Annotated in this window: 14 protein-coding genes; 7 read left to right on the forward strand and 7 right to left on the reverse strand. The window is 62.6% G+C overall.

Translation table 11 applies throughout. The features are described from left to right. Positions 1-17: 17 nt before the first annotated feature. The 4 genes from H0274_RS11820 to H0274_RS11835 all read right to left on the reverse strand — a co-directional run bounded on the left by H0274_RS11820 (position 18) and on the right by H0274_RS11835 (position 4,561). Positions 18-974, reverse strand: coding sequence for a Csu type fimbrial protein (locus H0274_RS11820; RefSeq protein WP_226795635.1), 957 nt, complete (start codon positions 972-974; stop codon positions 18-20). Then, complete coding sequence (locus tag H0274_RS11825; protein WP_226795636.1) at positions 965-3,232, reverse strand: fimbria/pilus outer membrane usher protein; 2,268 nt, start codon at positions 3,230-3,232, stop codon at positions 965-967. Before H0274_RS11825 ends, H0274_RS11820 begins: the two co-directional genes overlap by 10 nt. Before the next feature lie 127 nt (positions 3,233-3,359). Next, positions 3,360-4,073 carry a fimbrial biogenesis chaperone gene (locus tag H0274_RS11830; RefSeq protein WP_226795637.1) on the reverse strand — a complete coding sequence of 238 codons (714 nt, stop codon included), beginning with the start codon at positions 4,071-4,073 and terminating at the stop codon, positions 3,360-3,362. Positions 4,074-4,084: 11 nt separating this feature from the next. Next, the gene (locus H0274_RS11835; protein WP_226795638.1) at positions 4,085-4,561 is read right to left on the reverse strand and encodes a Csu type fimbrial protein; all 477 of its coding nucleotides are present in this window, start codon (positions 4,559-4,561) and stop codon (positions 4,085-4,087) included. Positions 4,562-5,481: 920 nt separating this feature from the next. On the opposite strand from H0274_RS11835, the gene H0274_RS11840 reads away from it, so the two are divergent. Further along, complete coding sequence (locus H0274_RS11840) at positions 5,482-5,781, forward strand: TFIIB-type zinc ribbon-containing protein (protein ID WP_226795639.1); 300 nt, start codon at positions 5,482-5,484, stop codon at positions 5,779-5,781. A gap of 282 nt (positions 5,782-6,063) precedes the next feature. Here H0274_RS11840 and H0274_RS11845 read toward each other — a convergent pair whose 3' ends face one another. Continuing rightward, entirely contained in the window at positions 6,064-6,441 is a 378-nt protein-coding gene (locus H0274_RS11845; RefSeq protein WP_226795640.1) for a PRC-barrel domain containing protein, read from the reverse strand. A gap of 289 nt (positions 6,442-6,730) precedes the next feature. On the opposite strand from H0274_RS11845, the gene H0274_RS11850 reads away from it, so the two are divergent. The 4 genes from H0274_RS11850 to H0274_RS11865 all read left to right on the forward strand — a co-directional run bounded on the left by H0274_RS11850 (position 6,731) and on the right by H0274_RS11865 (position 11,543). Beyond that, entirely contained in the window at positions 6,731-7,027 is a 297-nt protein-coding gene (locus H0274_RS11850) for a hypothetical protein (RefSeq protein ID WP_226795641.1), read from the forward strand. A gap of 264 nt (positions 7,028-7,291) precedes the next feature. Next, the gene (locus tag H0274_RS11855; protein WP_226795642.1) at positions 7,292-8,026 is read left to right on the forward strand and encodes an ABC transporter ATP-binding protein; all 735 of its coding nucleotides are present in this window, start codon (positions 7,292-7,294) and stop codon (positions 8,024-8,026) included. Next, a complete protein-coding gene (locus tag H0274_RS11860) occupies positions 8,023-10,386 on the forward strand; it encodes an ABC transporter permease (protein WP_226795643.1) in 2,364 nt (787 codons plus the stop codon). Before H0274_RS11855 ends, H0274_RS11860 begins: the two co-directional genes overlap by 4 nt. Then, on the forward strand, positions 10,383-11,543 hold the full coding sequence (locus tag H0274_RS11865) for an efflux RND transporter periplasmic adaptor subunit (RefSeq protein WP_226795644.1): 1,161 nt from the start codon (positions 10,383-10,385) through the stop codon (positions 11,541-11,543). The genes H0274_RS11860 and H0274_RS11865 overlap by 4 nt, the downstream gene beginning before the upstream one ends. A gap of 178 nt (positions 11,544-11,721) precedes the next feature. On the opposite strand, the gene H0274_RS11870 is transcribed toward H0274_RS11865, so the two are convergent. Both H0274_RS11870 and H0274_RS11875 read right to left on the reverse strand, forming a co-directional pair. Further along, positions 11,722-12,324: an NAD(P)-dependent oxidoreductase gene (locus H0274_RS11870; protein WP_226795645.1), complete on the reverse strand. Its 603-nt coding sequence runs from the start codon at positions 12,322-12,324 to the stop codon at positions 11,722-11,724. Positions 12,325-12,327: 3 nt separating this feature from the next. Then, positions 12,328-13,224, reverse strand: a complete 897-nt coding sequence (locus H0274_RS11875; RefSeq protein WP_226795646.1) for a beta-keto acid cleavage family enzyme — start codon at positions 13,222-13,224, stop codon at positions 12,328-12,330. 206 nt (positions 13,225-13,430) lie between these two features. Here H0274_RS11875 and H0274_RS15655 point away from each other — a divergent pair, with 206 nt between their 5' ends. After that, positions 13,431-14,210, forward strand: coding sequence for a helix-turn-helix transcriptional regulator (locus tag H0274_RS15655; RefSeq protein ID WP_226795647.1), 780 nt, complete (start codon positions 13,431-13,433; stop codon positions 14,208-14,210). A 343-nt stretch (positions 14,211-14,553) separates the two neighbouring features. Continuing rightward, complete coding sequence (locus tag H0274_RS11885) at positions 14,554-23,532, forward strand: RHS repeat domain-containing protein (protein ID WP_226795648.1); 8,979 nt, start codon at positions 14,554-14,556, stop codon at positions 23,530-23,532. Positions 23,533-23,567: the final 35 nt, after the last annotated feature.

Genomic DNA, 23,567 nt, shown 5'->3' on the forward strand with positions numbered 1-23,567 from the left:
CGTTCATGGGTGCCTTGTCAGAAGCTAAGGACGACAATTACCGTGTCGGAATAATTTCCCACGGCTGGCGGCTGTAGAACTTCCACACGCCCGTACATCGGTACCGACTGCACGGCGCCGCTCCCCGTCCCGGCGATTGTTTCGTCTATGCCGATGGGCTGAGCGCGAGCACTGTCGCGATACAGCCGATAGGTAACGTAATCGCCTTGTTCACTCTGCATGCGTCGTTCTCCCGCTGCAGCATGAAGGCCGGCGCCGAAAGCCAGTTGCCAGCTGACGTTCTGCGGACAGAAAACCTGGACTGCTGCAGCCGCGTCCGCCCGCGTCCACAGACCGGCAGGCGTTCCAAAATCCATCGCTGCGATCGTGCCGAGGTTGCACGCCTGCGGCACCGTTGCAGTCACGAACAGGGTGAAGTCGAGTCCGTTGAGATCGGCGATGTTGGGCAGGCAGTTTCGTCCATCGGGAGTGAGAAAACCCAGAACGCTGTTGAAGAAGAATGCCTGATAATTGCCGATGGGGGATTGCTGCCCGGCCGCTATTTTGCCGTAGAATGGCAGGCTCCCGGTGATCGTGGCGCCCGCGGCCACGGTCACACTTCGAGCAATAAGGTTCGTGGAGGTCCAGGCACTGGTCGCAGCCGAGTCCACATAGACATTGAAGGCCAACTCGTTGCTGCCGCTTTGCAGCAGCGGCTGCTGCGTCGTCCCGGGATAGCTGGCAGTGCCTCGGCTGGCGCATATCGTGAAGCTTGTCGACTGGGTGTTGTAGCTCCTGCAAGTATAGCGGATTTCACCATTGGCCGTCAGCGCGTTGCCGAAGCTGAGCGTGACCGGTTGGCTGGCGAGCGAACAAACGACATTGGCCCGCGCGGACTGGGGCCAGAACAACAGGGCAAGGAGCAGCAACGTCGCCGAGACCATGGCGGCCGCGCGAATTCGGGGTTGCCCGGTGAGGAATTCGGCTAGCGACATGACAATGGCCCGATCATTACCTGCTTGCCGGGAAGTGGCACGAAGTCAAAGTCCACGCTGCAAGTCGGTGCGTCCTTGCGCTGCACGATAAGCCGGTTGTGGGCGGTGAGTTCAGTGACATAAGTGCGCCCGTCATAGCCGACGACGGCTTCCTCGGTTCGCCCTTCCAGAGTGGCGAGCGAGCCCACGGGCAGGGGCTGCCCCGCCGCATCGACAAGCACCAGCACCGCCGCCGCTTGCGGCGCGACGCCGAAATTCACGATGACGCCGGCGCGATCGTCCGGGATCACCTGCACTTCGGTCCGCTCCGCCTTCATGTCTATGGGCAGGTTGCGCGGATCGATCGACACTGTGTTCGTGGCTAGTGATCGCAACTCCGGAACCAGCGCCCGGCCGTGGCTGTCAGTATGCGTTATCGGGCGGGTGTTGACCTCCACCGGGGTGTCGGCGCTGGCGCCCTTCACCACCGCGAAGCTGTTGCCGATCTGCGGCGCGAAGAAGAGCCCGTCCATCGCCACCACCGCACCTTCGACGGAGGCATGCCCGGTAATGCGCTCGCCAGACTGCTCAATGCCTGCGCCCAGAATCGTGTGGTGGGCGTTGTAGGTAAGGTTTGCGGCACGAAGATTCGGGGCATCGCCCGACAACCCCTGGTTCACCACCGTGCTCCAGCCGAAGTTCCCATGATCCTGGCCGGCATCGTGTGTGTAGCGCGCCGACAGCATCGTAGCGCCTCGGTTATGCGACACGTTGCTCGAACTCCAGCTATGGTTGCCGAAGGTTACGCTCACGCCCGCGACCACGCCATAGTCCTGCCGATCGCTGAAGTCCTTATAGCCGTTCGCCCAGACGGCAATGCGTCGGCCGAGCGGGCGGCTCAGCGCCAGATTCACGATGCGGACGTCCCGCTGGGGCAGGTGGACGTGAGTATAGCCGATATTGACCCCCGTTTTGGCGATGGTGAAGCTGGCCCCAAAACGCTGGGTGCGGCGCGAAAAGGCAACTTGGATCGGCACGTCGATCGGCCCGATGACCGGCCCGGTACCGGGGTCGGGTTCGTGGGGCCGGGATCCGGCCTTGATCGACGTCGCGGTCACGATGTTCTGAAAATTGGTGTCGGCGCGCGCGACCGAGCCATAGAAATCGATCCCGCCCAGCCTCACCTGTGCCTCGACCAGATAGCGCATACCGGTCGCACCTTCGAAATGGCTGCCAGCCACCGCCCCGGTCACCGCACCGAACCCGCCCAGGCGAACCGTCCCGCCCAGCGTGGCGCTGACGAGGCCGGGCATGCTTTCCGCATAGAGGCGCAGGGTGAGACCGTCGGTCACGCCATAGCGTATCATGCCCGAACCGACGATCTGGGGATAATAGTCGAACGATTTGACGCCGTAATTCAGGCGCGGAAAGCCTACTTCCATTGAAAAGTCGAGCATCCCGCGCGGCAACAACCCCTGCACGAAATAGATCGGCCGCGTGATCCTGGTCTCCCGTCCCGTGGCGTCGGTCAGGACCATGGTCGCCGTGGCGCCGCTCCCCAGGTTCGGCAAGGAGCGAAACTGGAATGGCCCGCGCCCGACCTCGCCGGTGAAATAGCGCAGGCCGTTGAGGTACAGATCGACCGTAGAAGGCACTGCCGCCGATCCGTTGAGCACCGGCAGCGCGTTGGTCACCAGGTCGCTGCGGCCGCCGTAGTCCCGGCGCAGCTGTATTCCGCCGAAGCGGTAGGCGCTGCTGATCGAGCCCGGGTCAGCAATGGCATCGCCGATCGTCAGCACGGCCACGCGGCGCACGTCGATGTAACGCCAATTGGTGTCGAGCCGGACATGGGAAAAGTCCTTCCTGGCGCCGGAAACCCAGTTGGCATAGCCGCTCGTCTCCGCCACGCCATGCCAGGTGAGCAAGCGCAGGTTATATTGCGCGGTGGCAGCCAAGGAATTGGGGCCCACATCGGCGTAGGCGCCATAATTGAGCACGGCCCCCAGATTTCGGACGAGCTTGTCAGGGTCGATAGGGGTGGGAACGGACGCTGCATCGAGCACGACAGGGACGATCGCGCGGCTGCCTGCGTCGATCTCCACCAGCTGGCGGGCCTCGACATAACGATAATCGACGTCCGGCAGGTCATCCAGGCGGACCAGCGCAGCGTCGGGAGGCAGATGACTCACATCGAAGCCGAGCAGCCCCAGGCGCTTGGAACTTGTCGCCAGCTTGCCATCCGGCAGCAGGACGAACTCCCACAGAAGCGGCGAACGCACGCCGTTCAGCCAAACTTCCAGGACGAGTTGGACCTGTCCGGCGGCGGGAACTTCCTGCCCTTGCGCCGGAGGCGCCAGTGCCAGGAGGAAGCCCGCCGCCAGAACTCCCCGCAGGATGCAGCGCCTTCTAGCGACTCGTGATCTTGAGGGGGGCGCGTACTTCACCGGCGCCGACTCCCGCGACCAAGGTCACGCTGGCATTGGCCTGCGGTAGCTTGGCACCTGCCGGGGATGTCCAGCGACGCGTGGCACCGGGGAGGACATAGCCGTTGAGGCCTTTGCCGAAAGAGATATCTCCCACTTGCAGCCCGACGACCCGCGCATTCCTCTCGCCGCGGTTGGTCGCCTCAACGACCAGGCTGTCGCCCGAGCGATACGCAGCCCAAGTGACATCGGGGGCGATGTTAGCCGCGCCGAAGAACAGGGGCATATCGTAGCGAAGGCGGACCTCCACCGCAGCCTCGTCGGCAGTGTCCGTCGCCGTGACCGGGATTTCGTCGATCCACAGCCGATAGCTCTTCTCGCCCTTGGTCACCGCACCGGCAGTGCGTGCCACGCGGACTGTGTAGGTCGAATTGCCGGGAACGGTAGCGGCGGGCGGGCTCACCACCACGTCAGTGGTCGGCCGGATCACGTCTCCACCGTCAACCTGCGTCCATTCGAAGACGCGCAGCTGAAGCGAAACAGGCGTACTGCCCGTGTTCTGCAACGTCACCGCAGTCGCTTGCGACGGCGCGCGCACGTCGACAGTGATCGGCTGCACACGGAACGAAGTTTGTGCCGATGCGGCACTGCACGCTACGAGAGCCAGGCAGCCGGCGAAAATGAAGCGAAAAGCCATTCTACCCTCCCTCAAAAGGAAACCGTGACGGTAACGACATCGCGATAGGACCCGGGCGTTGGAGCCGGGCTGATCGCAGGCACCCGGCCATATATCGGGATACCCTGAAAGGCCCCGTTGCCGGTGTCGCTGACCTGGCTCAGAACCACGCTGCGCGCAGGATCCGAATATAGCTGGTAGGGGATGTTAACGCTGCCGGTGGGGCCCGCCATCGCCCGGTTGGCGATATCGGTGGCGTTTTCCCCTGCGCCGAAATCCACGGTGTAGTCGACCCCGGGATTGCAGCGCACCTCGATCCCGCCTGCGCCGCCGATGCCGATCTCACCATCGACATTCGACGTCAGCAATTGGGTCTCGCCGAAATCGAGCGTGGCTTTGCCGGTCCCGCCGGATGCGGAGCCGTTGACCTCGCAAGCGGCGGTGACGGAGAGAAGGACCTCCAGGCTACCGGTCGCTGTGCCCTGCACCTGCGCCTGCGCCGCAGTCAATGGCGCAACGATTAGAAAGGCAGAAGAAATAGCAAGTCTTATCATCATGATAGCCTCTCCCAAATGTAGAAAATTGGTCTGCGAAGGGAATAATTGTTCCTCTGGGAAGTAATGGCAGACATCGAATTGCCCGGGTCATGAAGGCAGGTCGCCCCCCAGCACCCACGACCTGCGCGACGATCCGGGCCGGTGATGGTCAATGCTAATCGGAAAGTGGTCCGCAGCCTCGGCGGTCGAACCGATGCCGTCCTTGGTTCGGGGTATGCTGCAGGATGGGCTCCGATGCATTCGGTCCTACGAAGTTCCACGTAGTGGCCCAGTCAAGCTATCATAAAGTCATAATATCAATTGATCCGAAGAACACCAAGTGGAATTGAGAACTCAGCTTCCTCTGGGCGCTGAAACCGTGGATCCAATCTCCCTTCGGGCGCTTCTGCACGCGCGCCGCGCTCTCGTTGTCCACGTGGCCCGCCCTATGAATATCCGCTTGCCCGCGATCCGGGCGACCGACTTGTTGAGATGCCACACGCTATCGGTGTGGCCACTTTTGTGGCGAATGCCGGCTTCGATTACCGCTCCAAACCTGTTCACCCGGCATCGAACGGTCTCATAGGCAAGGTGGCTTCCGCGCTCGATCCTAAACGTCGCGCGGGTGAATCTGAAATTCAGCCAAATTGCGTGGCAAATGCCCTTGAATGTGGAACAAGAATCTCCAGATTTGATCTGCGGGCCGGGCCCCTCTGGCGATGGATGTCATCGTGATGTCGGACCGCATCGGGATTTCTCGATGTCGGCTCGGCGTATTTGCTATCTCGCCCTGCTGCATCGTGATCCCATTTGGTTCAGCCACTGGGAGTTTTGTAGATGGAACAATTCGGTTTGCGCTCGCAGCCTTGCTGCATCGTCGGGAGATATGACCGATGACAAATGCAGGTGTCGGCATGCCTTGTCCGGTTTGCGCGGTTCCGCTCGCGATGACTGATCGGCAAGGAGTTGAAATTGACTATTGCCCGCAATGTCGGGGTGTCTGGCTCGATCGCGGAGAACTCGACAAGATCATCGAGCGGAGCAGGGCCCCCGAAACAGTGGTCCAGCCTGTCCCCCCGCAGCAGAATTACGCGCAGCCGTCCGCCGGATCGCCTTGGGGCGACGGCCATCACCAATATCGCAAGGGTTACCCCAAGCGAAGGAAATCCTTTCTCGAGGAATTGTTTGACTGACCGTGCCGGGCCGGCCCGACCGGCCCGGACTTGCTGCCCGCCACCCGGCAGGGCCCCCCCAAACCGCATGCTCCGGCTGTCTGCTGAAACAGGCGGCGGGCGCTGTCACTTGCAAACTGGGTCCGCCCAACAGGAACCCTTGGCCGGTGGTGCATCGGGCCACTGTTTGCAGCCAAGCTACGCCGACAGCGCCTGAGCCGGATGCGGTGCCTTAAGCCACTGGAAGTAACTCCTCGATGAGATCCCGGGTGAAGATCTACGTGAAGATAAAAGGCGATCCCTTCACGGTGAACTCAGTCGAACCTCTGGCAGCTTGGCTAGATCTTGTGCAGACATATTGGTCTGAAGATCCCGATCATTGCCGTGGCTGCGGACCGTAAGCCCGGTGAGCGGAACCACGACAAAGCGGTCCGGCTTGCTGTCTTCGATTTCAACCAGGAAGCCTGTTACGCCGCCGTTCGCATCGCGTTGAATTTGGGCAATATCGCCCAGCTCGGAGCCGTCCTGTGTGACGAGGTTCGCGTCGAGAAGTTGCCGTTCGGTCAGGCCGAGAGCCGCCTCAGCATTACCCGCCGCGGAAGCGCTTAATGCTGCCTCACGCTCCACCTGGTCTTCGGCCGCGTCCGCCTTTTTTTCTGCTTGGGATTCACATGCACTCAAGGTCGTGAGAGCAAATGGAAGTATGGCAAGTGCTAAGAGCCGCATGGGTCATCTCCGCATTCTGCGCTGCCCCCGAAAATGCAGGAGCGCCCGAAGTGTTCCAAACTCTATAGGCTCGGTCAAGCGGAACGGCATTGTTTGCCACGCTCGTGCATAGGGTGCGCCATATGGTCAAAAGTATGGTATGGGTTGGCTAGACTGATAGAACCCGTGGCGGGGATTGAGTCCGCGGTTCCGGAACTGGCTTGGGCGTGATCCGGCGGGGCTCGCTTCGAAGGAGGGCTTCGAAATGATCGATCGCAGCGGCAAACTCGCCACATTGATCCTGCCGGCAATTCGGCTGCATTATGCGAGCAGCGCCGAGACGCTCGATGAACTCGTCGCGGCGGCCCTCCAGCAAAACGAAGCTGGGGGCGGGGATGACCCCGATCTGCTCGATGCCGTTACTGCCAGGGTACGCCGGCTTCTCGCCGAGGAAACGATCCCGGACAGGATTGACGAGGCTTCCATTGAATCCTTTCCGGCGAGCGATCCGCCAGCATGGATCAGTGGTAAACCCGCCCCTCGCGATGTGGAGCCCGAGTGATATGGGAAGGCTGGCCATCAAGCGGGTCTACGCCGGGCGGGATGAGCGCTTCAATCATGGGCGTGTTCCGGCCGACTGTCTGACCGGGAAACACGCGGATCGAACGGCGGGCGCGGGCCAGATACGAACCGCTCTCAACGGGACGCGGGAAGACCTTTCCGTACCAAAGTTTGCAGGATCATCGCCGGGCGCGAAGGTAACATCCGGATTGCAATTGCGCCCGTAGGGCCTACTCCTTCCAAGCTGTTCAGGAAGGAGCAGGATGTGGGCAGCGCTCCCGGAGGTGGCAGTGGATCGGCACCGGCTTTTCGGGCGGCGGGGCTCAACAAGGTCTACCGGACCGGCGAGACCGAGGTTCATGCTCTGCGCGACGTCGACCTCGAGATCGCACAAGGCGAAGTGCTGGTCCTGCTAGGGCCCTCGGGCAGCGGCAAGTCGACCCTGCTCAACATTCTCGGCGGGCTCGATCGTCCGAGTTCGGGAAGCCTGTCCTACATCGATCATGACCTTGTGGCGGCGGATGAGGGCGCACTGACAAAGTTCAGGCGCACCCACGTCGGCTTCATCTTCCAGTTCTACAACCTGATCCCCAGCCTCACCGCCGAGGAAAACGTCCGGCTGGTCACCGACATTGCCGAAACCCCCATGGCACCCGACGAGGCGCTGGAGATGGTTGGCCTCGCCGACCGCCGGGACCACTATCCGGCGCAGCTGTCCGGCGGCGAGCAGCAGCGCGTGGCCGTCGCCCGGGCCATCGCCAAGCGCCCCTCGGTGCTGCTGTGCGACGAGCCGACCGGCGCGCTCGATAGCAAGACCGGTGTGCGTGTGCTCGAAACGCTGGCGCGCGCCAACCGCGAGCTTGCCACCACGGTGGTGATCATCACCCATAATGCCGGGATCGCCGCCATGGCGCACCGCGTGTTCCATTTCCTCGACGGGCGGATTTCCCGCATCGAGACGAACCCCGAGCCGGTCGATCCGGCGGGCATCACCTGGTGACCGCGCTCGACCTCAAGCTGGTGCGCAGCCTTTGGCACATGCGCGGCCAGGCGCTGGCCATCGCCGTGGTACTGGCCGCCGCCGCGGCGACTTTCGTGCTGTCGCTGGGCGTGCACCATTCGCTTACGGCGACCCGCGACGCCTATTATGCGCGCTACCATTTTGCCGACATCTTCGCCGACATGACCCGCGCGCCGCGCAGTGTGGTGGAACGGGTTCGAGCCATCCCGGGGGTGGCGGCAGCGCAAGGCACCATCCAGCAATACGCCACGCTCGACTTCCCTGACCGGCCGGCCCCGGTGCGGGTGCTGATCAACTCGGTTGACGAACGCGGCCGCGACCGGCTCAACCTTGTCGTCATGCGCTCGGGGCATATGCCCCGTCGGGGGCAAGCGGGCGAGGTCGTGATCGACGAGGCCTTCGCCAAGGCCAACGAGCTGGGGATCGGCAGCCGTCTCGATGCGGAAATCTACGGCCGGCGCCAGCGCCTGTCGGTCGTCGGCATCGGTCTTGCACCCAATTTCATCTATGCCCTCGCACCGGGTGAGATCATCCCCGACGATCGCCGTTTCGGGGTGCTCTGGATGGGCGAGCAGGCGCTGCAAGCCGCGACCGATCGCACCGGTGCGATCAACAGCCTTTCGCTCATGCTGGCCCACGGCGCCTCGGAAGCGGAAGTAATCCGCCGGGTCGATGCCGTGCTGGTGCCGTTCGGCGGGACCGGGGCCTACGGCCGCAAGGACCATCTCTCCCACGCCTTCCTCGACAACGAACTGACCCAGCTTAACGCCATGACGCGGGTGATCCCCCCGGTGTTCCTGCTCGTCGCCGCGCTGCTGGTCTATGTAGTGCTGGGCCGGATGATCCGCACCGAGCGCACCCAGATCGGCCTGCTCAAGGCCTTCGGTTACACGGACCGGACGATCGCCGCGCATTATCTGAAGTTCGCGCTGGTGATCGCCCTTGCCGGCGCAATGCTGGGCTCGCTTGCAGGCATACTGATGGGCCGCTCGATGACCGCGCTTTATGCGCAGTACTACCGCTTCCCGTTTCTCGAATATCGCATCGCTCCGGCCGTCCTGCTGGGCGCGGCGGGCCTGGCGTTCGGATCGGCGGCGCTGGGCGCGCTGGGCGGCATGCGCTCGGTGGCCCGGCTTGCACCCGCCGTCGCCATGGCCCCGCCACCGCCGCCGGCCTACCGCGCCGGCCTTGCCGAAAAGCTCGGGCGCGCAGCCGGCCTGTCTGCCATCGGCCACATGATCCTGCGCCACATCGCCCGCTGGCCCGGCCGTTCGGCGGTGACGGCGGGGGGGATCGCGCTGTCGATGGGGCTGCTCTTCGCGACGCTGCAATTTCTTGATTCGAGCCGGACCATGCTCGATTCATTCTTCTTCCGGTCGCAGCGGCAGGATCTCACCGTGACCTTCACCGAGCCGCGCAACACGGCAGCCGTTCGCGCCCTGGCGCAGATTCCGGGAGTCTTGCGCGTGGAGCCTCTGCGCGCCGTTCCCGTGATCCTGCGCAATGGCACGCACAGCCGCCGCACGGCGATCGAAAGCGTCTCGCCCGAGGCCAGGCTGACCGCGCGGATCGACAGCGACGGCAGCGAAATCGCTGTTCCGCCCGGCGGGGTGATGCTCAGCCGCCAATTGGCCGACAAGCTGGCCCTGCGCGCGGGCGAGCCGGTGGAGGTGGAGCAGCTTGGCGGCCGCCACATCCGTATGGCCTTGCCGGTGTCCCGCGTCGTCGATGAATTCATCGGTGAGCGGGCCTATGCGAACACTGCTACCCTGATGCGGCTGACGCGCGAGGATACTCCGGCGGGTGCGGCGCTGATGCGGATCGATCCTGCCGCCAAGGAACGCATATTGCGCCAGCTCAAGGGAATGCCCGTCGTCCTTGGTGTAAGCGAGCGCGACGCGGCGCTGGCAAAGTTCGAGGCGATGATCGACGACAATATCTACACCATGCTCGGGTTCTACATCGCCTTCTCCTCGGCCATAGCGGTCGGGGTGGTCTACAACAGCGCCCGCATCCTGTTTTCGGAACGCGCCCACGAACTCGCCACGCTGCGGGTACTGGGTTATCATCGCGCCGAGGTTGGCATCGTGCTGCTGGGCGAACTCGCCCTGCTGGTCGCGGCTGCCATACCGCTGGGATGCATCGTGGGGTACTGGCTGGCTCAGTTGATGACGGCAATGTTCAGTTCCGACCTGTTCCGCTTGCCGTTCGCGCCGGCGCCCGCCAGCTATGGCTGGTCTGCGGTCATCGTCATCATCGCGACGCTCGGCACCGCCGCGACCGTCGCCCGGCGCGTGCTGCACCTCGACATGGTGCGAGTGCTGAAGGCGCACGAGTGATCGGCCGGTTTTTCGCCCGCTGGCGCTGGTCCATCCTGATCGCCCTGTTGCTGCTGGCAGGGCTGGCGGTCGCGTTCTGGCCGCGAGCGGCGGCCGTCGACACCGGCAAGGTAAGCAGGGGCCCGATGGAGGTCGGCATCACCGACGATGGGGTGACCCGCGCCGAAGAATATTACGTGGTCACCGCCCCGGTGACGGGATATCTCTCCCGCATCGAGCTGGAGCCCGGCGATCGGGTCAAATCCGGCACGCTGGTGACGACCATGAGCGGACGCCCGGCGGCGCCTCTTGATCCGCGTACTACGCAATCTCTGGGGGCGGCGCTGGCTGCGGCACGCGCCGCCGAAGCCAGCAGCGCGGCCTCGCTTGGTCAGGCCCAGCGCGATCTCGAGAGGGGGCAGGCATTGGCCGAGCGCGGCTTCCTGGCGCGCGCCCAACTTGAAACGATACGGACCCGGGTCGCGATGAACCAGGCCGCGCTTGCCCAGGCGCGCGCCGAAGCCGCCAGGATAATGGCGGAACTCGCCCCCACTCGCGGGCAGACCGGACGAAGCTCGGTCCCCGTCCGGTCGCCGGTTGGAGGCACGGTTCTATCCCTGATTACCGAAAGCGAAGGGGCGATCGCGGAAGGAACCCCCCTCGTCACGGTGGGCGATCCGCGCCGGATCGAGGTCGTGATCGACCTCCTCTCGCGCGAAGCGGTACGGGTCAAACCTGGTGATCGCGTCCGGATCGAACAATGGGGCGGCCCGCGCCCGCTCACCGGCACCGTGCAGCGGATCGAGCCGTTCGGGCGGCTCAAGATCTCGGCGCTTGGCATCGAGGAACAGCGGGTCAATGTCATCATCGCCTTCGACGAGGCCGCTGCCGAGCAAGGGCAGCGGCTCGGCCACGGCTATCAGCTGGACGCGACGATTATCGTCTGGAGCCGTCCCGATGCCTTGCGGGTTCCCATCGGGGCGCTGTTCCGGGACTCGCAGGGCGAATGGCGCGTCTATGTTGTGGCCGGCGGCCGTGCAGTGGCGACCACGGTGCGGATTGGACAGATCAACGACGAGTGGGGCGAAGTTCTGTCCGGACTCGCCAATGGACAAGCAGTGGTGCTCAACCCCTCACCATCTTTGAAGGACGGCGCTCGCGTCACTGCGCGCAAATGATGGTCGGCCTGGATTGGTACTGCGCTGGAACAGGTTCGGGCCATGTTCGCAGCAGAGATTCCCAGGCGGGGCGTGAGCCGAATGCGCGGCGCGGTCGATCAGGAAAGTGGGATCGACCGGGAATGGAACGCGCTGGTGCGGATGTTGCAGCGGACGTCTCCAGGTTTCGATAGCTAGGCTATTCGCGGGAAAGCAGCTCTTCGCCCGCCAGGAAGCGGCGGATATTCTCCCGCAGTTGGCCGAACATCGCGAGCCCTGCTTCCTGCGTATATCCGGCCATATGCGGCGACAGGACTGCATTGTTGATCCCGTTCCAGTTGGCGGGATCGACCGGTTCACGCGCGAACACGTCGAGGGCCGCGCCGCCGAGGTGCCCGTTTTTCAGGAAAGAGCGCAGCGCAGTCTCGTCCACCAGTGTACCCCGCGAAACATTTACCAGCACTCCGCCTGGCCCCAGTGCGCGGATGGCTCCCTCATCGACCAGTCCGGCATTGTTCGAATCCGAACGGCAGGCAATGAACAGCGCATCGCTCCATTCGGCCAGCGCATGGAGGCTATCCATCCGCGGCCATGGTGCATCGTGCTGGGCACACGGCGCCCACCAGCGCACTTCCATTTCATGTGCCGCGAGCCGCCTCGCGATGGCACTGCCGATCCGCCCAAGCCCGACGATTCCCGCCCGGCGCCCGCGCAAGAACCGGCGTGGCGACCAGCCTTCGCCCCATTCCGCCCGCCGGTCGAGCAGGAAGGGGCTGGCGACGACAATAGGGGCGGTTTCCACCCGTCAGATTCCGAAGCGCGCCCGGGCCTCGTCCACGCTGGCAGGCTGCATCCCGAAAAGAGCGCCGATCTTTACGGCTGCCTCCACCATCTCGTGATTATGGCGAGCTACGCTGCCATCGGGCAGGTAAATGCTGTCCTCAAATCCCACCCGCACCAGATCGCATCCCATTGACAGACCCAGAGTGATCATCGGGAACATCTCCTTGCCGGTGGAGGTTATGCCCCAGATCGCCTGGGGGAAATAGCGCAGCCCTTCTTCCACATTGAACATCAGGTTGCGGGCTATCGGCGGTACGGCACCAAAGCCGCCGCCATGCAGCAGCCAGATATTTTCGCGGTGGCGATCGAACAGCCCTTCCTCGGCATAGCGCAGCAGCCGGTGCAGGACGCTGGCCTCGACCACTTCATATTCCAGGGCAGACCCGCGCGCATAGACTGCCTGGATCGTCTGTTTCAGGAATTCCGGCGAGTTCACATAAGGGGTTTCCTTAAGATAGCCGCCTTCGGGGTGATAAAAGTCGGCCGAGCCTGCGGCGACCCCGTACAGGTCGGGTGCGGGCTGGATGTTGAGAAGGCCCAGCCGCTCCTCGTCGCTTGGCCAGATGAAGTCCCCCGTTTTTGGATCGCGGCGGATGCCGATGCCATTGGTGGTCTGGATCAACACCGGGCAGCGGGCCCGAATCTCGCGAATGATCTCGGCATAGATCGCCGTATCGCCGCTGTTTTTTCCGTCAGGCCCGCGGGCGTGAACATGGACCAGCGCCGCCCCGGCTTCCCAGCAACGCGCCGCAGCCTCACCCAGCTCCGCCGGCTGTTTGGGTACAAGAGCGCCGTCGCGGTCCTGTTGCATGCCGCCATTGAGCGCGACGGTAATGATGAACTTGTTACCGGGAAGCATGATTTTCCTCGTTTTTGTGATTTCCCCCTTGGTGACTGAACATAGGATCGGGGTCTGTCCTCTCGGACTGCTACAAGGGCGAGGGTGATCGCTTCTGTCCTCTCTCAAGATGACAGAAGCGGCGACAGCACATGCGAGAATAGCTATCGTGAGCCTATCCGGGCGGCGTCAGATCGCCCGGCAATAACAGAGCAAGGGAACTGGATGTGGCCGAGATAAGGACCATCACCGATTGGCGGATGCCGCCCCCGTTGCAGGGCGCCTATGACAGGCTGCTCAATGCGCTTGGAACAGAGGAATTCGGCTCCACTGTGCGCGATTGCATTCTGTTCACGACAGCCGGGGCCCGCCGGCTTTATTTGTTCGAGGCGCAGGGGCGCGATCAGAGCAGCTTGCAATATCATTTCTGCGAGCCCGGTCTCACCCGGCTGTTACCCGCCTATACCGACCGTTACCTGCGCCTTGATCCGGTATGCGATGCCTATGGCGCCGCGCCGTCGAATGGAGACATGGTGTTATTGCGCGTCCGCCCCCGGGATATTCCTTCGGCCAGCTTTCGCAGGCAGTTTTACGATGAGCCGGGGATCGTCGAACGGGTATCGGTGATTCAGCGCGGCGGCGGGGAATGGCGGGTGATCAATGTGGCGCGCCATTCGCAGAACGGCTGCTTTTCGGATGACGAATTGTCGATGCTGGTCGGCATCGCCTCGCTCGCTTTGCCGATGCTGCCCTTAAACAGGCAGCGCCAGGCATCTGGCTCGCAACTGACAGTTTCGCAGCTGGAAGATCGCTTCGCAGCCCGGTTCGATGATCTCACCTTGCGCGAACGCCAGGTCTGCGCGCGCGCCGCGATCGGAATGAGCGTGGAGGCCACGGCGATCGACCTCGCCATCGCCAAGACCTCGGTGCTGACCTACCGTCGCCGTGCGTACCACCGCCTGCAGGTTACCAGTCCGTTCGAACTGTGCTCTCTCGTGACCCATTAGGGGACCGGCTCGCGCGAACCTCTTGAAATGCGCCCCGTTATTGCCACGCCCTGCACGATCCCATAATTCCCTGGTGAGAGAATTTCTGGGGGGTGTGAAATCGATGCCGACAGCATCGGCGCGCTCGCTGACCTGACCGGCAGCTATCGCTTGCCATTGCTGCTATGCGCGGCCGGACTGACGCTGCCCATCCCGCGGCCTCGTTCGCAATGCTGGCGTCGACCGCCCCGCTCAAATTTGTCCATCGCCCCTAAACTTCCTCCCGCTTCGCCGGATCAGTCTTTCAAGCGGGGTGAGAAATGCGCCTCGCGCTTGGACAGGCTGCTTGCCGGCGAGGGGTGCGATGGTTGCGATTTTTACTGGGCTTGGTGCGGGTTTCACGCGGGGTTCGGGCAATCTTCTGGGGGGAGCGGGGCAACTGGGCTCCGCGCTGCTCGGGCGAAGTGGCGACAGCGTCTCCGTCAACGCGGCGAGTGGCAATCTGCTGATAAGCCATCAGGACGAATTCCTGATCGGTCGGGGGCCTGACGCCACGATCTCCCGGACCTATAATAGTCTGCAGGATGCCGCCGACGGCGACAATGGCGATCACTGGCAACAAAGCACCACGCGCAGGGTCTTCGGCCTGACAGGCACATTGAATGCCGCCGGCAGCACGATCAGCCGACTGACGGCAGACGGTTCGGTGATCGTTTATGGCTGGGATGCGGGCCGGAACGCCTATGTGACCAAGGACGGTGCCGGCGCCTTCGATGTGCTGATCAAATCAGGGGGCGAATGGGTCTGGACCGACGGGGATAGCCAGGCGAAGGAATATTACGAGGGGGCTCAGGCCTCCGGCGAATATCGTATCCGTTCGGCGGCGGATACAGATGGCAATGCGCTGACCTTCACCTATGTCGCGGGCTCTGACAAGCTCGACAAGGTCACCACTGCTGACGGAAGCTGGACCCAATATGGCTGGAGCGGCAATGCGGTCACCGTCGTGGCCACCGGTTATACCGATCTTGCCACGCAGACCGACAAGACGCTCACCCGCGTGCGTTACGGCTATGACGGGCAGGGGCGGCTCGAGAGTGTCACCACCGATCTCACTCCGGGCGACAATTCGGTGGTCGACGCCAATGGCTATGTCACCACCTACACTTACGAGGGTACGACCAATCGTATCGCTTCGATCAGTCAGACGGACGGGGCGCTGCTGGCAGTAACCTATGACGGTGCGGGCCGCGTTCTGACGCTGACGCAGACGGTGGGTTCGGGCGTCACACGGCTTACCACGCTCGCTTATGGGGCCACCTATACGGAAGTCACCGGGCCCGATGGGCAGGTCGCCCGGCTGGATTATGATGGCCAGAACCGCCTCACGCAGCTCACCGCCCCGCCCGCAACGGCTGGCGCCTCCGGGCAGGCCGTGCAGTTCACCTATGATGCCGATGGCAATCTCGACACAGTGACCGACGGCAACGGCAAGGTCACGCGGTATGATTATGATGCGAATGGCAACACCAGGCTGCTCACTGATCCGACCGGCCGCACTGTCACGCGCATCTATGACGAGAACAATCGCCTGATCACCGAGAAGAGCGTCGGTTCGGACGAGAGCGGGGCGAATGTCACCCATTATGCCCAATATGCCTATGATGCCGAAGGACATCTGCGTTTCACGGTCGATGCGGCGGGGCGGGTCACGGAATATCGCTACAGCGCTGCTGGCCAGCTTGTGCGTACGATCTCCTATGCCGAACATTCCCATGCCACCGGGGCGGCCGGGATCAGCAGCGTAGAAATGGAGGCCTGGGTCGCTTCGCTGGCCGATTGCAGCTCGGTGCGAATTGCCGAGAACACCTATGATGCACGCGGCAATCTGGTCCTCAGCCAGGCTTTTGGAATTGCCGATAGTTTGGGCAATCCGCTCACCGGCGAGGGCGTGACTACTGCCCATTATGTTTACGATCAGGCAGGCAATCTGCTGGAAAGCTGGCGTGAGGGCGAGGCGCACGAGACCTTCCTCTATGACGGGATGGGCAGGCTCTATTCCTCGACCGACAGGAATGGAGGGACGACGACCATCACCTTCATCGGCGGCGGCACCACCACGACGGTAACCACTGCGGCGGGGCTGACCACGACATCGGTCTATAACAAGGCGGGCGAATTGATCAGCCTGACCGAGAGCGGGGCAGGCACCACGGCGGGCACTGCAACTTATGAGTATGATGCCGCCGGGCGCCTGCGTGTGATCGCCAATGCCAGCGGACGCTCGAACTACATCTATTACGACAAGGCCGGCCGCAAGGTTGCGACGGCGAACGGGCGGGGTGAAATAACCGAATATCGCTATGACGCAGCCGGTCGTCTCGCCGCGACGATCGCCTATGCCACCGCGCTGGCGGGCGCGAACAAGGCTGCCTTCGAAAACCCGGCCTCGACAGCGGATTTCGCGAGCCTGCGCCCCGCGTCCGGTCTCGCCGATGTGTGGACGTGGACCGTCTATGACGATGCCGGCCGGGTGATCCAGGCGATCGATAATAACGGTGGCGCCCTTACCAACGAATATGACAGTTCCGGGCGGCTGGTGAAGTCCATCGCGTGGTACAACACGCTTTCCGGGGCCCAGCTCAACACGCTCAGGACAGCCTTGCCCGCCGCGCCGGTCTTGCCTGCTGCCCACGCCAGGGATGTGGTCGCGCGCAGCTTCTACAATGCGGCTGGCCAGCAGGTCGGCATGCTTGATGGCGAAGGCCACCTCACCGAGACGATCTACGATTCCGCCGGTCTGGCGGTCGAGACAATCGCCTATGCTACTCCCGCCAAACCCGCCGACCGTGCCAACGGAACCTTCGAAACTCTGCGGGCTTACGTTGCCGGGAGCTCGACGGTCGATCGGGTCAGCTACTCGGTTTACGATGGTCAGGGGCTGGTGCGTTTTGCCATCAATGCGCAAGGCGGGGTCGTCGGGTACAGCTACGATGCCGCCGGACGGCTGGTGAGCGCCACTGCCTATGCTGCCGAACTGGATCTCGGCGCACTTCCCGATCGCAGCTTCGATGCGGTGAAGGCCGCTGTGACGGCCAATGCCGCAGACCGGACAAGCAGGACGGTTTACGATGCTGCCGGGCGCGAAGCCTATATGGTGGATGCCGAAGGCGGGGTGACGGCCTTCTCTTATGATGTGGCAGGGCGCGTCACCAAGGTAGTGGCGTTCGACAATCTCTACAGTTCGGGCGTCACGCTTTCGGCGCTGGACAGTTGGGCGGCGAATTCCGCCCAGGCCAATGATACGGCCAATCGCGTCACCCGCAACTGGTACGATGCGCGCGGTGAAGTGATCTACAGCCTTGATGCCGAGAATTTCGTCACCGGTTACACCTACGATCAGGACGGCCGCGTGCTGTCGACCACGCGCTATGGCGGCCCCAGGGTTACGGTCAGCGATTCAACCACCCTCGGGCAACTCGTGCCGCTGCTCGCTGGAACGCCGACTGCCACTGCCATTACCGTCAGCCAGACGTATGATGACGCGGGCCGCGTGCTCACCACTACGGATGGCGAGGGCTATGTTACCCGCAATACCTATAACGCGCTTGGCCAGCTGACCGATGTCTATGTGGCGGATGGGACGGCGGATCAGGTCCGCACCCATTACGAATATGACGGCGCCGGAAGGGTCAAACGGCAGTTCTTCGCCTATGGCGAGGCCGAGGCAATCTCGGTTCAGTTTACCTATGACGGGCTGGGCAACCAGACCAGCGTAACCGACGCAAACGGCAATACCACCAGCTTCACTTACGACAAGCTGGGCCGGGTGCTGACCTCCACTAACGCCCTGAACGGCGTCACCACTTACGTCTATGACACCTTCGGCAAGGCGGTGAAGGCAACCGATCCGCTCGGCAAGGCAACCTATAGCTATTACGACAATCTCGGGCGGCTCGTCGCCACGCGCGATGCGAACGGCTATGTTACGGTCACGCGCTACAACCGTTTCGACGAGGCGCTGGAAACGGCACGCTTCAGCGTGGCGCTAACCGGCACCGGTGAGACTGGGGTCGCCATCCTCAATCCTGCGGACATGGCTGCTCCCTCGGGCGACCTGCTCGCTCTGTACAATCAGTTGCAGGCGGCAGCCAATGTGCTCGACGCTCCGGCGACCGCAGCGGAAGCGGCGGCCGCACAGGCGCAGGCTGCGGCCGCTGCTGCGCTCGCCTATGCGCAGAACCTTCCCACCGCAGCCGATGTCCAGGCGGCCTATGACGCCGCTGCACAGGCACAGGCCGCGGCCGATGCTGCACAAGCAGCCGCCGACCAGGCCGCAGCCGCTGCCACCGTCGCCACTGCGGCAGTCTCTCCGTTCCAGAACGCCGCGAACGCCTCGCAGGCCAATGCCGACGCACTTCAGGCCGCCGCGGATCAGGCTGCCGCCGTTGCGGCACAGGCGCAGATGGACGCCGATGCGGCCCAGGCTGCTGCGGATGCCGCTCTGGATCATCTCCAGGCGCTTCAGGGGCCCGATCCGGCGGAAGTCCAGGCGGCCTATGACGCCGCCGCCGCGCTGCAGACTGCGGCTGAAAGCCTGCAGGCGTCGGCCGATCAGGAAGCGGCCAGCGCAGCCTCAGCCCAGGCCGCCGCGGTTTCCGCTCAGAATGCAGCAGCGGCCGCGGCGACCACGGCGGCTCAGAAGCAGACGGCTTACGACAATGCCGTTACCGCCGCCGCCAGCGCGCTGGCCGCATATAATACCGCCTCGCAGCAGGCCGCAGATGCCCTGGCCGCAGCCAACGCTGCGACCACGGCCTACAATAATGCGGCTGCGGCCGTCACCAGTCAGCAAACCACCGTCAATAATCTCGCAAACCAGCTTTCGGCCAATGCGGTCAAGCAGGCCTATACCAACCCGATCCCGCCGCTGCAGGCATATTCCAGTTCCCTCCAGGCGACGGTCAATGATCTCCAGGCACAGATCACTGTGGCAACCGCCTCAATGTCATCCCTGCCTCCTGAAGGTCAATATTACTATTATCTTCAGTATATTCAGCCTTTGCTCGACCAGCAGCAGGCCTACAGTTCCGCGAAAAGTGCCGTCGACAACGAGATTGCAAGTTTGCAGACAGGCAATCCTCTGAGTGCCTCTGGCAAATCCTATATAAATACCTACCGCGGTTTCACCGCGCAGCAGATCAGCGACTATCAGACACTTCAGGCAAATTACGATGCCGCCGTAGCGACCTTGGCCACCCGCCAGTCGCAAAAGGCAAGTGCTCAGACTGCGATGAATAATGCGGTGACGCTTTCCAACCAGAAGGCAGCCGCGAAAACCACCGCGCTCAACGCCAAGAATGCCGCTGATGCCGCGGTGGTAACCGCCAACACCGCGTTGCAGACCGCCAACACCGCCGCAACTCAGGCCCAGAACGCCGCCAACGCAGCGCAATCCACGGCCAATGATGCCGCCGCGACTGCCGCTTCCGCACAAGCGGCTGCCGATACGGCGCAGGCCGATGCCGATCAGGCGCTAGCTAATGCGGATCTGCTGGCATCGGGTGGCAATCCTGAAGTCCAGGCCGCCTATGACGTGGCTACGCAGGCCCAGCAGAATGCCACTGCGCTTGATGCTCAGGCCGATGCTGCCGAGACAGTTCGGTCCCAGAAGCAGGCCGACGCCAATTCCGCCGCGGCCGCGGCTGCGGCCGCCGATGCACTGGTCAATGATCTCCAGGGTCAGGTGGCGAATTATAGCGGCGGCGGCGCGGTCAGTTTCGAGGCAGAACGTACGGCGGCCCTTGCAGGGGTGAGCAGCTGGATCAATGCGCGCGGTAATTGGCTCAATAACGCGGATGACATAACAGGAATTCTGGACAACGGGACCAGCGGCCTCCTGTTGTCAGAACTCCGAAATTACGGTTCGGTCTATTCGACAGAAGAAAACTATGTCGACGATCTCAATGGTACATATCGTGCCGCTTATATTAATGAATATTACGCCAATCTGACCTGGCGGGCGAACAATCTTGGTGCTGACCGTTCGGCGGCACTGGCCGACAGGCTTACCTGGCTCGCCGCACGTGAACAGGATCTCAAGAACTGGATAGATGGCTATGCCGGTATTTCAGGTTTGGGTGCCAATCCGACGCAAACGACCAACAAGCTGAAACTGCTGTGGGTGCAGGTGCGTGCTGCCATTTACGACATCACCCACAACACCTACTCGACCGGCTGGCCGACCAACACATCCGCAATCAACAGCTTCTACTCGAGCGGCAGGAACAACACGTCCTTTGTTCCTTCCGGAATATCCGGAACCACTACGCAGACTTCGACCTATCGTGCGGGCATAGTCATCAATGCCTATTTTGATGTCGCAGCAGCAGTTGGTGAACCACTTGGCGGCAGTGATCCGGCTTACGATGCGTTGCTGGCTGATCTTGCCCAGGCCCAGACCGCCGCAATCGCTGCGCATAACGCAAATACCGCCGCACAGGCCGCGCTCACCGCGGCGATTGCCGCGGCTAGCCAGTTGCGCGCCGATGCCGATCAGGCCCAGCTAGATGCTGACGCGGCGCTTGCCTATGCCGATCAGCTGGCGGCGGAATTTGAAACCAGCCCGCAGGAACTGCAAGCCGCACAGGACGCCTATGACGCGGCTCGGGCAGCTGCCGATGCGGTGCAGGCGACGGCGGACCAGGCCGCTGCCGACGCAGTTGCGGCGCAGGGTCTTGCCGATGCGGCCCAGGCCGACGCCGATGCCGATCTGGCCGAGGTCATGGCCGCGCAGGCCACGGCAGATCAGGCGGCTTCCGATGCTGTTGAGGCACAGGAAGATGCCGATGCCGCGCAAGTCGTCGCCGATGCCGCGCTGGCCAGCGCCCAGCAGCTCGACGCTTCGATCGCCGACCCGGCGGCTATAGAGATCGCTTACGCCGCCGCAGCGGAGGCGCGGGCCGATGCCGACGCAGCGCAGGAAGTTGCGGACCAGCTGCGTCACGATGCGAATGTGGCGCAGACGAAGGCCGATGCCGCCTATGCGGCGGCGCAGGCCGGGTCGGCTGACGGAATCCTCGATAATTTCGAGCTTTTCGATCTGTCTCAATTGGGTGCCAAGTCGGCGACCTACAATTCCTATGACAAGCTTGGCCGCGTGACGCAGCGGATCGATGCGGAAGGCTATGTCGAGACTTCGGCTTATGACGCGTTCGGGCAACGGGTCACGTTCAGCCGTTATGAGCTGAGCATTTACGGTTCCTATGGTGGCCAGACCGGCGAGATCCAGGAAGCCTCCGCAAATGTTGCTTCGCTCCAGAAGGCTGCCGATGACCTTGCGGCTCTAGCTGGCACTCGCGCCGCGCAAGCCGCGACCGACCATGCGACCTATCTTTCTCTTGCTAACATCGCCCAATCGCTTCGTGCCACTGCGAATACGAAGCTGAGTACGGCGAACACCCTGCAGCAAGAGGCAAATACAAAGGCGGCCAATCTTGCTCCGCAGATCAATGCGGCTTTCCAGGACTATTTCGTTCAGCTCGCGGCCCTGCTGCCAAACCTGCATCAGAATGCGCTCAACGCTCAGCAGGAAATGGAAACCTGGTATAACAGCCTTACACCGGAGCAATTGGCCAACCCCAATATCGGGCCAGTTGCGCAAGCTTATCAATCCCAGGTCGATCAGGCGTGGGCCGACTACAACGCTGCCAATGCCGTTCTGAACAATCAGGCCAATTACTCGCCTGGGGATTATCTGCCGTCGTTCGGAACTTCTATCACGGCGACTTACGACAGCCTCAACCAGCAGGTTTCTGCTGCTCAAACGGCTGCCAGCAATGCCATGGTGGCCTATGTCACCGCTGACGGGCTTGCCGACAATGCAGAGGCTTCTGCCAGCGCCGCACTGGCCGCTGCCAACCAGTCGCAGGCAGCAGCGAACAGCGCCCAGGCTCAGGCAAATACCGCGCAGAATACTGCCAATGCGGCACTGGCCAACCTGCAGCAATTGCAGGCCGCCCAGTTCAACGGAACGACGCCGCTGCCGTCATTCGCATTGGGCCAGCTCGGTGATGCGGCAACGACCAGTCTTGAATACGACAATCGCGGCAAGCTGACCAGGTCGACCGATGCCGAGGGCTTTTCAGAGCTGCATACCTACGATGCGTTCGGCCGGCAGGTGGCCTCGATCGCCAAGTCCAACACGGCGAACAAGGCCAGCGCAGGTGGCACGACCGGCTACACCTATGACAAGCGCGGGCTTTTGCTGAGCGAAACTCGTCCCGCAAGCTCGGGCAGGACTGAATATGAATATGACGGGCTCGGCAACGTCAGGCGCAAGATAGAAGCGGCGGGTTTCGCCGAGGCGCGCACGACCGATTACGTTTACAACAAGCTCAGCCGGTTGACCCAGACTATCGGCGATGCGCGCACGGTGCTCGATCAGAACGGGCATGTCGCGCTCAACGGGAATTTCTCGCCGACGGAATATGTCGCCTACGATGCCAACGGCAATGTGACGAGAACGGTGGACGCTGCCGGCAATCGCACGGTGTTTTTCTACGATAAACTCAATCGCAAGACTCACGAGATCAACGCGGTTGGTGCCCACACTGTCTATACATATGACTCTAATGGCAATGTGAAGACCATTTCCGTCTATGAAGGGAACGGTACGCAGCCTGCGGATGGCGGGGCTGACACGCTGGCACCTGGACCCGTCGGGAGCGTCCGCCAGACCGGCTTCGAGTATGACAGCTTGGGGCAGATGACCAGCAGCAAGGTCCTGCTGCCGAGCGGTTACAAGACCGGCGTCTGGAACGGCTCCTCATGGAGCAACGCGACCACTACCGAGCTCGTTACCAAGCATGAGTACGATTATCTCGGCAATGTGGTGAAGCTGACCGATCCGGAGAATAACAGCACTTTCAGCTATTATGACGGGTTGGGGCGCAAGATCGCGCAAGTCGACGGAGAAGGTTATCTCACCAGCTGGTCCTACGATGCGGATGGTAATGTGGCGAGCGAGCGGCGTTTCGCAACACGCTTTACCGGGACGCCGGTCAAAACCAGTCCTCCAGTCCTTCTTCCCAATGCTGAAGATCGGGTGACGCTTTACACCTATGACGAGAATGGAAATCGACTGACTGAAAAGCGGCTGGGTGTGGCCGTTTTCAATGGCGTCGATGGCGTTCTGACGGTCGATGCAATGATCCATTATGAATATAACGGGCTCGGCCAGGTCATCAAGAAGACAGAGGCAACCGGCGATGCAACCGGTTACTATTATGATGCTGCCGGTCGGCTGTGGAAAGAACGGCGCCAGCAATTCACCGACTTCTAGGGCAACCAGGTCTCGCCGGAAATTCTCTACGGCTA

This window comes from Fulverythrobacter ferritrahens (assembly GCF_020539485.1).
GTDB classification, from domain to species: domain Bacteria; phylum Pseudomonadota; class Alphaproteobacteria; order Sphingomonadales; family Sphingomonadaceae; genus Andeanibacterium; species Andeanibacterium ferritrahens.

What these genes read in the sequence shown, in the direction of transcription:
- H0274_RS11820 (WP_226795635.1), bottom strand. Translation starts at nt 974, where the DNA reads ATGTCGCTAGCCGAATTCCTCACCGGGCAACCCCGAATTCGCGCGGCC.
- H0274_RS11830 (WP_226795637.1), bottom strand. Translation starts at nt 4,073, where the DNA reads ATGGCTTTTCGCTTCATTTTCGCCGGCTGCCTGGCTCTCGTAGCGTGC.
- H0274_RS11840 (WP_226795639.1), top strand. Translation starts at nt 5,482, where the DNA reads ATGACAAATGCAGGTGTCGGCATGCCTTGTCCGGTTTGCGCGGTTCCG.
- H0274_RS11850 (WP_226795641.1), top strand. Translation starts at nt 6,731, where the DNA reads ATGATCGATCGCAGCGGCAAACTCGCCACATTGATCCTGCCGGCAATT.
- H0274_RS11875 (WP_226795646.1), bottom strand. Translation starts at nt 13,224, where the DNA reads ATGCTTCCCGGTAACAAGTTCATCATTACCGTCGCGCTCAATGGCGGC.
- H0274_RS11885 (WP_226795648.1), top strand. Translation starts at nt 14,554, where the DNA reads ATGGTTGCGATTTTTACTGGGCTTGGTGCGGGTTTCACGCGGGGTTCG.